The organism is Mycolicibacterium celeriflavum, assembly GCF_010731795.1.
Taxonomy (GTDB): Bacteria; Actinomycetota; Actinomycetes; order Mycobacteriales; family Mycobacteriaceae; genus Mycobacterium; species Mycobacterium celeriflavum.
This window is the reverse complement of record NZ_AP022591.1, coordinates 1,302,156-1,316,648: the sequence shown is the minus strand read 5'-3', so window position 1 is coordinate 1,316,648 and position 14,493 is coordinate 1,302,156. Positions and strand designations below refer to the sequence as shown.

The window sequence follows — 14,493 nt, the reverse complement described above, 5'->3', positions numbered from 1 at the left end:
GCAGATCTACATCCTTAGAGCGCCCGCAGATACCGCTCGGTGACCACGCGCTGCACCAGCGATGTCATCGGCGACGCCAGGCGGCTCCACCAGGTGGCGTGCCGGGAAAACGCCGTCACCACGGCCGATACCTCGTCCGATGCCGTGTCGTAGCGCACCAGGAACAGCTCCTCGCCCGACTCTGCGTGTCCGGGCAGGGTGCCGTAGGCGAACCCGCGACGGTCGGGTTCGTCGACGACGTAGACCACCCGGCACGGCGCCCCGATCGGACCGAGGTGCACGATCACCTCGGATCCCACCTGCGCGATTTCCGTCGTCGCTTCTACGCGTACTCCGGCGCCGCGCAGCATGCCCCATCGCATGCCCGCCGCGGCGGCCTCCTCGAAGCGGCTCCGGCCGCGGCCGATGACGGCTTCCTTCTGCACGTGGTGGTACCCGCCCGGCAGCATGTGCGCGGTCGCGCCCAACTCCGGGTAGGTCAGCGGCAGCGCAGCGAGATCGCTCAGCTTCATCCGGCTACCTTGTCATCGTCGCCGTACCGTCGGTGCGGTGACCACGAGCAACGCCGGGGCGGCCGGCGACCGAGCGAGGCAATACGGTGGTCCGGTGACCTTTGAGCAGCCCGTCGCGGCGGAACCCGGTGGGGGCTTCAACCCGCCGGTGCCGACCGAGCGTGGAGGACCCGACTACGGACGCTTCGTCGAAGCGGTCCGCACGTTGCAAGACCACGCCCGCGCGGCCGACGCGCCCGATGCGGTGATCACCGAGGCCGCGGACCAGATTGAGAAGGTGTCGCAGCTGCTCGCGCCCTATTACGCCGACGAGTGGGCCTCGCCCTCCGGCCGGCGGATGGACCTGCCCAACCGCGGCAACGTCCTGGCGGTGCCGCTCGACGTGCACGTCACAGAGGACCAGCGCATCGCCGGCACCGCCGAGTTCCGCCGCTTCCACCTCGGCCGCAACGGCGCCGCGCACGGCGGTGCTGTCGCGATGCTGTTCGACTCGGTGCTCGGCTTCACCGCGTTCAAACTCAGCGGCAGCAGGGCACAGCGGACCGCCTTCCTGCACGTCGACTACCGCAAGATCGCACACGTCGAAAAACAATTCCAGGTCGACGCAGGCATCGACCGGATCGAGGGCCGCAAGATCTTCGTCTCCGGGCGCCTGCTGGACGCCGACACGGTGCTCGCCGAAGCGCACGCGCTGTTCGTCAAACTCAAGCCGGGCCAGCCGTGAACGGCCCCGAGGTCAAACGGCGCTGGGCACGCTGGCGCGATCGGCTGCGCGAGCGTCGCCGAGCGGAGTTCGTCTACCGCATCGTCGTCGGGGTCGTGGGCCTGATCGTGCTGGGGGCGGGGATCCTCGCCATCCCGTATCCGGGGCCGGGTTGGGCGATCGTGTTCATCGGGCTGGGCATCCTGGCCACCGAGTTCGACTGGGCACGGCGGCTGCTGGCCTACGCCAAGGAGCGCTACGACAAGGTGATGGACTGGTTCCACCGCCAGCACGCCATCGTGCAGATTCTCGGCGGCGTGTTCACCGCCCTCGTGGTTGCGTTGACGCTGTGGTTGCTGGGCGCACTCGACTGGACCGCAGAATTCGTCGGGTTCGAACACGAGTGGCTGAACAGTCCGATCGGCATCGGAGACTGACGACTCACCCCGATAGCATGGTCGCGTCCTCGCGTCTGTTGACAACGAAACTGGAGAGCCCCCGTATGAGCGCCGTCGCACGCCCCGCCCTCGCAGCCCCGATCCGGGTCGCTGCCGGGACGACCGCGGGTGAGGCGGTCCGCGAGGCGGGGTTGCCGAGCCGGGGGGCGCCCGACGCGATCGTCGTGGTCCGCGACACCGAGGGCCGGTTGCGTGACCTGTCGTGGGTGCCCGACGCCGACGTCGAGGTGACTCCGGTGGCCGCCGACACCGACGAGGGCCGCAGCGTCATCCGGCACTCGACCGCACACGTGCTGGCCCAAGCCGTGCAGGACCTGTTTCCAGAGGCGAAGCTCGGCATCGGGCCGCCGATCACCGACGGGTTCTACTACGACTTCGACGTGGAACGCGCGTTCACGCCCGAGGACCTGGCGGCGCTGGAGAAGCGCATGCGCCAGATCGTCAAGGAAGGCCAGCTGTTCTCGCGGCGCGTCTACGAGTCCAAAGACCAAGCGCGCCAAGAACTCGCCAACGAGCCCTACAAGCTCGAGCTGGTCGACGACAAGTCCGGCGACCCCGACGTCATGGAGGTCGGCGGTGACGAGCTGACCGCATACGACAACCTCAATCCCCGCACGCGCGAACGGGAGTGGGGCGATCTGTGTCGCGGGCCGCACATCCCGACGACGAGATACATCCCGGCGTTCAAACTGACCCGCAGCTCAGCGGCCTACTGGCGCGGCACTCAGGACAACGCGAGCCTGCAGCGCATCTACGGCACGGCGTGGGAATCGCAGGAAGCCCTCGACAAGCATCTCGAGTTCATCGAAGAGGCGCAGCGGCGCGACCACCGCAAGCTGGGCGCCGAACTCGACCTGTTCAGTTTCCCAGACGAAATCGGTTCGGGGCTGGCGGTTTTCCACCCCAAGGGTGGCATCATCCGCCGCGAGCTCGAGGACTATTCGCGGCGTAAGCACACCGAGGCCGGCTACCAGTTCGTCAACACGCCGCACATCACCAAGGCGGAGCTGTTCAAGATCTCCGGGCATCTCGACTGGTACGCCGACGGCATGTTCCCGCCGATGCACCTCGACGCCGAACTCAACCCGGACGGCACCGTGCGCAAGCCCGGCCAGGACTACTACCTCAAGCCGATGAACTGCCCGATGCATTGCCTGATCTTCCGGTCGCGGGGGCGGTCGTACCGCGAACTTCCATTGCGGCTCTTCGAGTTCGGCACCGTCTACCGCTACGAGCTGTCCGGCGTGGTACACGGCCTGACCCGGGTGCGCGGGCTGACGATGGACGACGCGCACATCTACTGCACGCGTGAGCAGATGCGGGACGAGCTGACCTCCCTGCTGCGCTTCGTGCTCGACCTGCTCGGCGACTACGGCCTGACCGACTTCCACCTGGAGCTCTCGACCAAGGATCCCAACAAGTTCGTCGGCTCCGACGAGCTGTGGGAGGAGGCCACCAACGTGCTGGCCGAGGTGGGCGCCGCGTCGGGACTGGAGCTGGTGCCCGACCCCGGCGGCGCGGCGTTCTACGGTCCCAAGATCTCGGTGCAGGTCAAAGACGCGCTCGGCCGCAGTTGGCAGATGTCGACGATCCAGCTCGACTTCAATTTCCCGGAGCGCTTCGAGCTGGAGTACACCGCGGCCGACGGGTCGCGGCAGCGGCCGGTGATGATCCACCGCGCATTGTTCGGGTCGATCGAGCGCTTCTTCGGGATCCTCACCGAGCACTATGCCGGCGCGTTCCCCGCCTGGCTGGCGCCCGTGCAGGTGGTCGGCATCCCGGTTGCCGCCGACCACGTCCCGTATCTGAACGGCCTTGCGACACAATTGAAGATGAAAGGCATCCGGGCCGAGGTCGACGCCAGCGACGACCGGATGGCGAAGAAGATCGTCAACCACACCAACCAGAAGGTGCCGTTCATGTTGGTGGCGGGGGACCGCGACGTCGAGGCCGACGCCGTCAGCTTCCGCTTCGGTGACCGCAGCCAACTCAACGGCGTACCGCGCGACGAGGCTGTCGCGGCGATCGCCGACTGGATCGCAAGCCGGCAGAACGCCGCTCCCACCGCAGAACTGCTCGAGGTGGGCGCGCCGAAGTGAGCCGCGAAGAACGCGAAGAGCGGACGATTGGCGATGAGCGCTTGCGCGAAGAGCGGACGATAATCGACCGCGGCGTCGGTGACCCCGACCACCTGCAGCGGCTGTGGACGCCGCACCGGATGAGCTACATCGCCGAGGCGCCGATGAAGGGCGGGGCGGCGGGGTCGGGGAAATCCACGCAGCCGTTCACCGACATCCCCACGATGCCCGACGAGGAAGGCCTGGTCGTCGCGCGCGGCGAGTCCGTCTACATCGTGCTCAACCTGTACCCCTACAACCCGGGGCACTCGATGGTGGTGCCCTACCGGCGGGTCTCCGAGCTGGAGGACCTGAACCCCGATGAGAGTTTTGAGCTGATCTCGTTCACGCAGAAGCTGATTCGGGTGATCAAGTCGGTGTCGCGGCCGCACGGTTTCAACGTCGGGCTCAACCTTGGCCAGTCGGCGGGCGGCTCGTTGGCTGACCATCTACACATGCACGTGGTGCCGCGCTGGAGCGGGGACGCCAACTTCATCACGATCATCGGCGGCTCGAAAGCGGTGCCGCAGTTGCTACGCGAGACCCGTGAACTGCTGGCGACGGAGTGGGCGAAGCAGCGGTGAGCAACTTCTACCTGATGACCCGCGCGGCCTACGAGAAGCTCAGCACGCCCATCGCCAAGGGCGCGCTGCGGGCCGGATTCACGCCCGACAGCATCACGATCCTGGGCACCGCGGGATCGGTGCTGGGCGCCCTGACGCTGTACCCGATCGGTCAGCTGTGGTGGGGCTCGGTCGCCGTATGGTTCTTCGTACTCGCCGACATGCTCGACGGCGCGATGGCCCGTCAGCGCGGCGGCGGCACCCGGTTCGGCGCGGTGCTGGACGCCACCTGCGACCGCATCAGCGACGGCGCCATCTTCTGCGGACTGCTGTGGTGGGCCGCCTTCGGACTGCGGAGCACTTCGCTGGTGGTCGCGACGGCGATCTGCCTGGTGACATCGCAAGTCATCTCCTACATCAAGGCGCGCGCCGAAGCCAGCGGCCTGTCGGCGGAGGGCGGGCTGATCGAGCGCCCGGAGCGGCTGATCATCGTGCTGGTCGGGGCGGGGCTGTCCGGGTTGTTCGGGCTGGTGTGGCTGCTGCCCGTCGCGATGTGGACGCTCGCGGTGACCAGCCTTATCACGCTGGGGCAGCGGGTGCACAGCGTGCGCACCTCGCCGGGCGCGATGGACAAGATCGCCAAGCCGGGCACCGACGACGAGACCGAGGCGAACGAACCGTGACCAGCACACCCTCGGGGCCGACTGCGGTATTCGCTAACCCGTTGGGTGGCTTGATCAGCGACTGGGGGTATGCCGCGGGCTGGCGGCTGGTGCGCGCGATGCCGGAATTCGTGGCGCGCAACGCTTTCGAGGCCGGTGCGCTCTACGCGGCGCGCGGCGGCGGGCCGGCCCAGTTGCGCAAGAACCTGGCCCGTGTCGTCGGCGTACCGCCCGAACAGGTGCCGGACGCGCTGATTCGTGATTCGCTGGCCTCGTACGCCCGATACTGGCGGGAGGCGTTTCGGTTGCCGACGATGGACCATGAGGCGCTCGGCCGCGAACTCGTCGTGGACGACATCGAGCGCCTGTGGGCCGCCCTGGACGCGGGCCGCGGCGCGGTCTGCGCATTGCCGCACAGCGGCAACTGGGACATGGCCGGGGTCTGGCTGGCACAGAACTACGGCAGCTTCACCACGGTCGCCGAACGGCTCAAGCCGGAGTCGCTGTACAACCGGTTCGTCGCGTACCGGGAAGGCCTCGGCTTCGAGGTCGTTCCGCTGACCGGTGGTGACCGGCCGCCGTTCGAGGTGCTCGCCGATCGCCTGCGCGACAACCGGCCGGTATGCCTGATGGCCGACCGCGACCTGAGCCGCAGCGGGGTGCAGGTGGATTTCTTCGGCGAGCCCACCCGGATGCCCGCGGGCCCGGCCAAGCTGGCGATCGCCACCGGCGCGGCGCTGTTCCCGGTGCATTGCTGGTTCGAGCGCGACGGCTGGGGCATGCGGGTGTATCCCGAGGTCGACACGTCGTCCGGCGACGTCACCGTCATCACCCAGGCGCTGGCGGACCGGTTCGCCCCCAATATCGCCGTGCACCCCGCCGACTGGCACATGATGCAACCGCAGTGGCTGGCCGACCTGCCCGCGGCGCGGCGCGCGAAATTGGAGGCCGGCTAGTGCGGATCGGCATGGTCTGCCCGTACTCGTTCGATGTGCCCGGCGGGGTGCAGTCGCACGTGCTGCAGCTGGCCAAGGTGATGCACGACCGCGGCCACGACGTCAGCGTGCTCGCGCCGTCGTCGCCGGGAATGGAGTTGCCCGACTACGTCGTGTCCGGCGGCAAGGCCGTGCCGATCCCGTACAACGGATCGATCGCGCGGCTGCGGTTCGGGCCGGCCACGCATCGCATGGTCAAGCGGTGGCTGGCCGACGGCGACTTCGACGTGCTGCATCTGCACGAGCCCAACGCGCCGAGCCTGTCGATGCTCGCGCTCAACATCGCCGAGGGCCCGATCGTCGCGACGTTCCACACCTCGACGACGAAATCGTTGACGCTCAGCGTGTTCGAGCCGATCCTGCGGCCCATGCACGAGAAGATCGTCGGCCGCATCGCGGTGTCGGATCTTGCGCGGCGCTGGCAGATGGAGGCGTTGGGCAGCGACGCGGTCGAGATCCCCAACGGCGTGGATGTGGCGTCGTTCGCGTCCGCGCCGGCACTCGAGGGCTACCCGCGCGCGGGCAAGTCGGTGCTGTTCCTGGGCCGCTTCGACGAACCCCGCAAGGGCATGGCCGTGCTGCTGCGCGCGCTGCCGAAGTTGGTGAAGCGGTTCCCCGACGTCGAGATCCTCGTCGTCGGCCGCGGCGACGAGGACGAACTACGCGAGGATGCCGGTGAGCTGGCGGGGCATCTGCGCTTTCTCGGTCAGGTCGACGACGCGGTCAAGGCCTCGGCGATGCGCAGCGTCGACGTGTACTGCGCGCCGCACACCGGCGGCGAGAGTTTCGGCATTGTGCTGGTCGAGGCGATGGCGGCCGGCACCGCGGTGGTGGCCAGCGACCTCGACGCGTTCCGGCGGGTGCTCGCCGACGGTGTGGCCGGGCGCCTGGTCCCGGTCGACGATGCATCGGCATTGGCCGACGGGCTGATCGAGGTGCTGGTCGACGATGCGCTGCGCGAGCGCTACATCGAGGCCGCGATGCAGGCGGTCCGGCGCTATGACTGGTCGGTGGTGGCCCGACAGATCATGCGGGTGTACGAGACCGTCTCCGGGTCGGGAGCCAAGGTGAGGGTGGCCGGCGGTGACGGCGGCAGCAGCGCCAAGGCCGCGAGGGCGGCGAGAACGGCGAGGACGGGGAAGGCGACCGGAGGCGTCCGGTGATCACCTGGATCGTGGTGATCACGCTCGCGGTGCTGCTCGTGGTCATCCTCGCGATCGGCGGGTGGGCATTGCAGACCGCCAACCGGCTGGACCGGCTGCATGTGCGCTACGACCTGTCCTGGCAGGCGCTCGACGGCGCGTTGGCCCGCCGTGCCGTCGTCGCGCGGGCGGTCGCCGTCGACGCCTACGGGAACGGTCCGGAAGGCAAGCGGCTGGCGGCGCTGGCCGACGCGGCCGAGAGGGCACCGCGGGCCGCGCGCGAGTCCGCCGAGAACGAACTGTCCGCTGCGCTGGCGATCGTGGACCCAGCGTCGCTGCCGCAGCCGTTGACCACCGAACTGGCCGATGCTGAAGCGCGGGTGGTGCTGGCCCGCCGCTTCCACAACGACGCAGTGCGCGACACCCTTGCGCTGCGCGAGCGGCGTGCGGTGCGCGTTTTGCGGCTCGGCGGAACGGCCGCGCTGCCAACATATTTCGAGATCGTCGAGCGGCCCGAAACGGCACCGGAGGTCGGCCGCCGGTGAGCTGGCGCACGTCGGCGCGGGTGGTACTGCTCGACGAAGCCGGTGCGGTGCTGCTGCTGCGCGGTTCGGATCCCTCGATGGTCGACGCCCCGCGATGGTGGTTCACCGTCGGCGGTGCGGTGGAGCCGGGCGAGAGCCTCGCCGACGCCGCGGCGCGAGAGATCGCGGAGGAGACCGGCCTACAGGTGCCCGCCGCCGACCTCGTCGGTCCGCTGTGGCGGCGTCAGGCGGTGTTCGAGTTCGACGGCGCGGTGATCCGCAGCGAAGAGTTGTTCTTCGTGCACCGCACCACCAGGTTCGAGCCGTCGACGGGTGGCCACACCGCGCTGGAGCGGCGCACGATTCACGGCCACCGCTGGTGTGATGAGACAATGATCCAAGAGCTGGTCGCCAACGGCGAAACCGTCTACCCGCTGCAACTCGGCGAACTGCTGAAAGAAGCCAGCGCGTTCGCCGACGCGCGCGGGAGCGGTCCGCGCCAGCAGTTGCAATCGATCCGCTGACATGCGGAATCAATACATTTGCGACCGCGTTTAGACTGGATCAGTAGCGATTCGGAGGAGATAGCAGTGGATACCGCACCTAATGGGTCGGTGACCCAGACCGGAACTGCCCGGGTGAAGCGCGGCATGGCAGAGATGCTCAAGGGTGGCGTGATCATGGACGTCGTCACCCCCGAGCAGGCTCGCATCGCCGAGGGCGCGGGTGCAGTGGCGGTCATGGCGCTCGAACGGGTGCCCGCCGACATCCGCGCACAAGGCGGCGTTGCGCGGATGAGTGATCCCGATCTCATCGAGGGCATCATCTCCGCGGTCACCATCCCGGTGATGGCCAAGGTCCGTATCGGGCACTTCGTGGAGGCCCAGATTCTGCAGAGCCTCGGCGTCGACTACATCGACGAGTCCGAGGTGCTCACCCCCGCCGACTACACCCATCACATCGACAAGTGGAAGTTCACCGTGCCGTTCGTGTGCGGCGCCACCAACCTGGGCGAAGCGCTACGGCGCATCACCGAGGGTGCGGCGATGATCCGCTCCAAGGGCGAGGCCGGCACCGGTGACGTGTCCAACGCGACCACCCACATGCGTCAGATCGGCGGGGAGATCCGCCGGCTGACGTCCCTGTCGGAAGACGAGTTGTACGTCGCGGCAAAGGAATTGCAGGCGCCGTACGACCTCGTCGTCGAGGTGGCGCGGGCCGGCAAGCTGCCGGTGACGCTGTTCACCGCGGGCGGCATCGCGACCCCGGCCGACGCGGCGATGATGATGCAACTCGGCGCCGAGGGCGTGTTCGTCGGCTCGGGCATCTTCAAATCCGGTGACCCCGCCGCGCGCGCCGCCGCGATCGTCAAAGCGACCACGTTCTACGACGATCCCGACGTGCTGGCCAAGGTGTCGCGTGGACTGGGTGAGCCCATGGTCGGCATCAACGTCGAGGATGTCGCCGCCCCGCACCGACTCGCGGAACGAGGCTGGTAAGACTTCCTAGATGGCGATCGAACAGATCCTTGACCTCGAGCAGCTCGAGGTCAACATCTACCGCGGCAGCGTCTTCAGCCCCGAATCCGGTTTTCTGCAGCGGACTTTCGGCGGACACGTCGCGGGACAGTCACTGGTTTCGGCGGTGCGCACGGTCGATCCGACCTTCCAGGTGCATTCGTTGCACGGATACTTCCTTCGTCCAGGCGATGCGCAGGCGCCGACGGTGTATATCGTCGAGCGGCTGCGCGACGGCGGCTCCTTCATCACCCGCCGCGTCAACGCCATCCAGCACGGCGAGACGATCTTCTCGATGTCGGCGTCCTTCCAGACCGACCAGAGCGGAATCGAGCACCAGGACGCGATGCCCGTGGCGCCGCCGCCGGAGGACTGCCCGGGGCTCACCGAGATCAAGGCGTTCGACGACGCGGGCTTCAACCAGTTCGCCGAGTGGGACGTCCGAATTGTGCCGCAGGAGAAGCTGACCCAGCTGCCCGGCAAGGCTTCTCAGCAGCAGGTGTGGTTCAGGCACCGGGACCCGCTGCCTGATGACTACGTGCTGCACATCTGCGCGCTTGCCTACATGAGTGACCTCACCTTGCTGGGTTCGGCGCAGGTGCACCACGCCGACAAACGCAGGCATCTGCAGGTCGCCTCGCTGGATCACGCGATGTGGTTCATGCGCCAGTTCCGCGCCGACGAATGGCTGCTCTACGACCAGTCCTCGCCGTCGGCGTCGGGCGGCCGCTCGCTGTGCCAGGGCAAGATCTTCAACCAGTACGGCGAGATGGTGGCGGCGGTCATGCAGGAAGGGCTCACCCGCTACAAGCGCGACTACCGGCCGTGAGCGCTCCGCATGTCGGCGTGCTCGCACTGCAGGGCGATACCCGCGAGCATGTGGCCGCGCTGCGCGAAGCAGGCGCGGAGGCCTCGACCGTGCGGCGGGTGGGTGAACTGGAGGCCGTCGACGCGCTGGTGATTCCCGGCGGGGAGTCCACCACGATGAGTCACCTGCTGCGCGAACTCGACCTGCTGGAGCCGCTACGGTCACGGTTGACCGACGGGATGCCGGCCTACGGGTCGTGCGCGGGGATGATCCTGCTCGCGTCGGAGATCCTGGACGCCGGAGCGGCCGGCCGTGAGGCCATACCGTTGAACGGAATCGATATGACAGTGCGGCGCAACGCCTTTGGCCGTCAGGTCGATTCTTTCGAGGACGACATCGAGCTCGGCGGTGTCGACGGCCGAGTGCACGCGGTGTTCATTCGGGCGCCGTGGGTCGAACGTGTCGGCCGCGGGGTAGAGGTGCTGGGCGAGGCGGCCGGGCACATCGTCGCGGTGCGCCAGGGCAAGCGGCTGGCGACGGCGTTTCATCCGGAGATGACCGGCGACCGCCGCATCCACAAGCTGTTCGTCGACATGCTGTAACTGTCGATTTGTGGAGCCGCACCGGCGGTGAGCGCCGCCAAAACTCCACAAATCGCCCTGGGTGGACTACCGGATCTCCAGGCCGGTGACCGCGCGACCGATCACCAGTCGCTGGATCTCGCTGGTGCCCTCGAAAATCGTGAAGATCTTGGCGTCGCGGTGCATCCGTTCGACCGGATACTCGCGGGTGTAGCCGTTGCCCCCGAGGATTTGGATCGCCTCATCGGTGACGTACACCGCGGTCTCGCTGGCCACCAGCTTGGCCATCGAGCCTTCGGCGTTGTCGAACGCCTTGCCGTTGCGGGCCATCCAGCCGGCGCGCCACACCAACATCCGGGCGGCGTCGACGCGGGCCTTCATATCGGCCAACTTGAATGCGATCGCCTGGAATTCGCCGATCTTCCTGCCGAACTGCTCACGTTGGCGGGCGTAGTCGAGCGCGTACTCGTAGGCCGCACGGGCCACGCCGACCGCCATCGCGCCGACGCTGGGGCGCGTGCGTTCGAATGTCGCCAGCGCCGCCTGGCCTTTGGCCTTCTTGCCCTCGCGCACCCGCGCTATGCGTTCCTCGAACTTCTCTCTGCCGCCGACGATCAACCCGCCGGGGATGCGGACGTCCTCGAGTACCACCTCGGCGGTGTGCGAAGCGCGGATGCCGTGCTTGAGGAACTTCTGACCCTGACGGAACCCGGGGGTGTTCGGCGGGATGATGAACGTGGCCTGCCCGCGCGTGCCGAGTTCGGGATACACCGAGGCGACCACGATGTGCACCTCGGCGATACCGCCGTTGGTGGCCCAGGTCTTCACGCCGTTGAGCACCCACTCGTCCTTGGCCTCGTCGTAGCGGGCGCGGGTGAGGATGGCGCCGACGTCGGAACCCGCGCCCGGTTCGGACGAGCAGAACGACGCCACCTTCGGCTCGTTGATGGTGCCGAACATCTGCGGCAGCCATTCAGCCATCTGCTCGGGGGTTCCGTTGCCGGCCAGTGACGCCGCCGCCAGGCCGGTGCCCAGAATGGACAGTGCGATGCCCGCGTCGCCCCAGAACATCTCCTCGAAGAACACCAGCATGCCGAGGCCCGACGGCTCCGCGGCCTGCTCGGCGAACATCTCCATCGAGTACAACCCGACCTTCGCGGCCTCCTGAATGATCGGTCACGGCGTCTCTTCGCGTTCATCCCACTCGGCGGCGGCGGGCCTGATGACGTCGGCGGCGAAATCGTGAACCCAATCCCGGATGTGGACGAGATCGGGTGAGAGCTCCAGCGAGAAAGACATAAAGCAACATCTTACTCCAGAGTAAGATAGCTGCGAAGTACTGTGTCCGAGGTAACAGCACTGCGGAGTCGGAGACCTGAAAATGACGACGGTCGAAGTCGAACCGCAGCCGCGCATCGACACGGTCGTGCGGCTCGCAAGCGGCGGCGACGCGCGGCGCACCGAATACGCCGGAACCGCCTGGTTCGACGGCAAGGCCATCGTGTCGGGCTTCGCGCTGCGCCGACCGCCGAACACACCGAAGGGCATCCGTACGCCGAACTTCTCGGTGTCGTTCTTCATCCCGGACAGCCTCGCGTACGACCGGGCAGCGCTGGGCAGTCCGACGTTGTCGGTCTCGGTTGCCCTGCGGGCCTCGGGTGAGACGGGGGCGATCGTCGACGCCGCGGCGACGTTCACCGACGACCCGTCGGGCGTCCCGACGTGGCTCCAATTGCACGTTCACGGTTACCTCGGCTGGCCGGCCGCTGTGGACTACCGCGTCGTCGCGCTGACGTCGCCCGACGCTGTTCGGTAGGGCGCAAACATCCACGTAGACTCGTCGGGCGGACTCAGCGCACGAACTTGGCGCACGAATAGCGCACGGAGAGGTACTACCTGCATGAGCGGCCATTCCAAGTGGGCCACCACCAAGCACAAGAAAGCCGTCATCGACGCCCGCCGCGGCAAGATGTTCGCCAAATTGATCAAGAACGTCGAGGTCGCGGCCCGGGTGGGCGGCGGTGACCCGGCGGGCAATCCCACGCTGTACGACGCGATCCAGAAGGCCAAGAAGTCGTCGGTGCCCAACGACAACATCGAAAGGGCCCGCAAGCGCGGCAGCGGCGAGGAAGCCGGCGGCGCCGAATACCAGAACATCACCTACGAGGGGTACGGCCCCAACGGCGTCGCGGTGCTGATCGAATGCCTCACCGACAACCGCAATCGAGCAGCCGGAGATGTCCGCGTCGCGATGACCCGCAACGGCGGCAACATGGCCGACCCCGGTTCGGTGTCCTACCTCTTCTCCCGCAAGGGCGTCATCACGCTGGAGAAGAACGGCCTCACCGAGGACGACGTGCTGATGGCAGTGCTCGAAGCCGGGGCGGAAGACGTCAACGATCTCGACGACTCCTTCGAAATCCTCTGCGATCCAAGCGATCTCGTGGCAGTCCGCACGGCGCTGCAGGACGCCGGCATCGACTACGAGTCGGCCGAGGCCGGATTCGAGCCGTCGGTCACCGTGCCGCTGGACGTCGACGGCGCGCGCAAGATCATGAAGCTGGTCGACGCGCTCGAGGATCTCGACGACGTCCAGGACGTCTACACCAACATCGACATCCCCGACGAGGTCGCGGCCGAACTCGACAACGAGGACTGACGGGTCGAACAGTCCACGCTCAGTGGCTGCCGTTGGACCGCACGAGCTCGTCGTCCTCGCACTCGATGGTGTGATCGAACGCCTTGGCACGTTCCTCGGCTTCGGGGCTGCCGGAGAACATCCCCGCCGCCACGCGCTTGGTCTCGCCGGCGACTTCGCGGTCGGTGCGCGCTTCGGGGGCGGGGGCCGCGGGTTCGATGCGCTGGATGGGCACCACGCCGCCGGTGCGCTGCACCCAGTCGACCAGGCCTTCGCGCACCGCGCACTGAAGGTCGAACAACGCGCCGGCGTTGTGCGCGCTGACGACGATCCGCACCCGCACCACACCGCCGACCGCGTTGGTCACCTGCAGCACGCCGCGCCGGCCGTCCCAGAGGTCACTTTCGGCGAGTAGGCGGTCCAACTCGGCGCGCATGTCGTTGAACGGGACGTTGAAATCCACGTCGAACTCCACGGCGCCCATGATCTCGGTGGCGCTGCGGGTCCAGTTCTCGAACGGCTCGGTGGTGAAGTAGGTGGACGGCAGCACGAGCCGGCGTTCGTCCCAGATTCGGACGACGACGTAGGTCAGCGTGATCTCCTCGATGCGGCCCCACCACTGGCCGTTTTCGAGCTGCACGATGTCGCCGACGCGGATGGCACCGGAGAATGCGATCTGCATACCTGCGAAGACCGCGCCCAGCGAGGTCTGTGCAGCCAGGCCGGCGACCACCGACAACACCCCCGCGGAGGCGAACACCGTGGTGCCGATGTCGGAGAACGACGGGAAGGTCATCAGGATCGCGGCGCCGCCGAGGATGACGAGGATCGCGATCGCGAGCCTGCGCAACACCGTGACCTGTGTCCGCACCCGACGCCACACCCGATCGGCGTCCGAGATCTCCTCGGCACCTCCGCCGTAGCGGGCGATCATGCGCTGTTCTGCGACGCGGACCAGGCCGATGAGCAGCCAAGTGATCGAGGCGATCATCAGGATCAGCAGCCAGTGATCCACCCACCCGCGCCACGAGTCGCCGGTGTCCGACGTCCGCCGCACCGCGATCGTCGCCGCGAGCACCATCAGGAGCATCCGCACGGGCTTGCGGGTGAGCACCTCGATGTCCTTGACCAGCGCGCTGCGGCCACTGATCCGGGCCATCAGCCAGGTCAGCACCACCCCGAACACGTACACGGCGGCGATTGCTCCGGCCGCCCAGGCCACGGTGACGGCGATGTTGCTTGCAGTCTGCAGTTCGGTCTCGTCCGGCATGGG

At 67.7% G+C, this 14,493-nt stretch carries 14 protein-coding genes and 2 pseudogenes; 13 read left to right on the top strand and 3 right to left on the bottom strand.

Features of this window, described 5'->3' with window-relative positions:
• Nucleotides 1–14: 14 nt before the first annotated feature.
• On the bottom strand, nucleotides 15–512 hold the full coding sequence (locus G6N18_RS06290) for a DUF1990 domain-containing protein (RefSeq protein WP_083001425.1): 498 nt from the start codon (nucleotides 510–512) through the stop codon (nucleotides 15–17).
• A gap of 94 nt (nucleotides 513–606) precedes the next feature.
• Between G6N18_RS06290 and G6N18_RS06285 the strand changes: the two genes are divergently transcribed.
• The 11 genes and pseudogenes from G6N18_RS06285 to pdxT all read left to right on the top strand — a co-directional run bounded on the left by G6N18_RS06285 (nucleotide 607) and on the right by pdxT (nucleotide 10,603).
• On the top strand, nucleotides 607–1,236 hold the full coding sequence (locus G6N18_RS06285; RefSeq protein WP_083001636.1) for a PaaI family thioesterase: 630 nt from the start codon (nucleotides 607–609) through the stop codon (nucleotides 1,234–1,236).
• A complete protein-coding gene (locus tag G6N18_RS06280; protein WP_083001427.1) occupies nucleotides 1,233–1,652 on the top strand; it encodes a TIGR02611 family protein in 420 nt (139 codons plus the stop codon). Before G6N18_RS06285 ends, G6N18_RS06280 begins: the two co-directional genes overlap by 4 nt.
• 65 nt (nucleotides 1,653–1,717) lie before the next feature.
• Nucleotides 1,718–3,772 carry a threonine--tRNA ligase gene (gene thrS / locus G6N18_RS06275; RefSeq protein WP_083001429.1) on the top strand — a complete coding sequence of 685 codons (2,055 nt, stop codon included), beginning with the start codon at nucleotides 1,718–1,720 and terminating at the stop codon, nucleotides 3,770–3,772.
• Nucleotides 3,769–4,374, top strand: coding sequence for an ATP adenylyltransferase (locus G6N18_RS06270; protein WP_067216526.1), 606 nt, complete (start codon nucleotides 3,769–3,771; stop codon nucleotides 4,372–4,374). Before thrS ends, G6N18_RS06270 begins: the two co-directional genes overlap by 4 nt.
• A complete protein-coding gene (gene pgsA, locus G6N18_RS06265) occupies nucleotides 4,371–5,036 on the top strand; it encodes a phosphatidylinositol phosphate synthase (protein WP_067216643.1) in 666 nt (221 codons plus the stop codon). Before G6N18_RS06270 ends, pgsA begins: the two co-directional genes overlap by 4 nt.
• The gene (locus tag G6N18_RS06260; RefSeq protein WP_264007128.1) at nucleotides 5,033–5,971 is read left to right on the top strand and encodes a phosphatidylinositol mannoside acyltransferase; all 939 of its coding nucleotides are present in this window, start codon (nucleotides 5,033–5,035) and stop codon (nucleotides 5,969–5,971) included. Before pgsA ends, G6N18_RS06260 begins: the two co-directional genes overlap by 4 nt.
• On the top strand, nucleotides 5,971–7,173 hold the full coding sequence (locus G6N18_RS06255; RefSeq protein WP_083001431.1) for a glycosyltransferase family 4 protein: 1,203 nt from the start codon (nucleotides 5,971–5,973) through the stop codon (nucleotides 7,171–7,173). The genes G6N18_RS06260 and G6N18_RS06255 overlap by 1 nt, the downstream gene beginning before the upstream one ends.
• Nucleotides 7,170–8,200 (top strand): annotated as a pseudogene (locus tag G6N18_RS06250) (NUDIX hydrolase). Before G6N18_RS06255 ends, G6N18_RS06250 begins: the two are co-directional and overlap by 4 nt.
• 66 nt (nucleotides 8,201–8,266) lie before the next feature.
• Nucleotides 8,267–9,175 carry a pyridoxal 5'-phosphate synthase lyase subunit PdxS gene (pdxS, locus tag G6N18_RS06245; RefSeq protein WP_059164661.1) on the top strand — a complete coding sequence of 303 codons (909 nt, stop codon included), beginning with the start codon at nucleotides 8,267–8,269 and terminating at the stop codon, nucleotides 9,173–9,175.
• 10 nt (nucleotides 9,176–9,185) lie between these two features.
• Entirely contained in the window at nucleotides 9,186–10,022 is an 837-nt protein-coding gene (tesB, locus tag G6N18_RS06240) for an acyl-CoA thioesterase II (RefSeq protein WP_083001433.1), read from the top strand.
• Nucleotides 10,019–10,603, top strand: coding sequence for a pyridoxal 5'-phosphate synthase glutaminase subunit PdxT (gene pdxT / locus G6N18_RS06235; RefSeq protein ID WP_083001435.1), 585 nt, complete (start codon nucleotides 10,019–10,021; stop codon nucleotides 10,601–10,603). Before tesB ends, pdxT begins: the two co-directional genes overlap by 4 nt.
• Before the next feature lie 66 nt (nucleotides 10,604–10,669).
• Here pdxT and G6N18_RS06230 read toward each other — a convergent pair.
• A pseudogene (locus G6N18_RS06230) lies at nucleotides 10,670–11,881 on the bottom strand (acyl-CoA dehydrogenase family protein).
• Between the two features lie 82 nt (nucleotides 11,882–11,963).
• Here G6N18_RS06230 and G6N18_RS06225 point away from each other — a divergent pair.
• Nucleotides 11,964–12,398, top strand: coding sequence for a hypothetical protein (locus G6N18_RS06225; protein WP_067216507.1), 435 nt, complete (start codon nucleotides 11,964–11,966; stop codon nucleotides 12,396–12,398).
• Nucleotides 12,399–12,482: 84 nt separating this feature from the next.
• On the top strand, nucleotides 12,483–13,241 hold the full coding sequence (locus tag G6N18_RS06220; RefSeq protein WP_067216504.1) for a YebC/PmpR family DNA-binding transcriptional regulator: 759 nt from the start codon (nucleotides 12,483–12,485) through the stop codon (nucleotides 13,239–13,241).
• 19 nt (nucleotides 13,242–13,260) lie between these two features.
• Here G6N18_RS06220 and G6N18_RS06215 read toward each other — a convergent pair whose 3' ends face one another.
• On the bottom strand, nucleotides 13,261–14,490 hold the full coding sequence (locus tag G6N18_RS06215; protein ID WP_083001436.1) for a mechanosensitive ion channel family protein: 1,230 nt from the start codon (nucleotides 14,488–14,490) through the stop codon (nucleotides 13,261–13,263).
• Nucleotides 14,491–14,493: the final 3 nt, after the last annotated feature.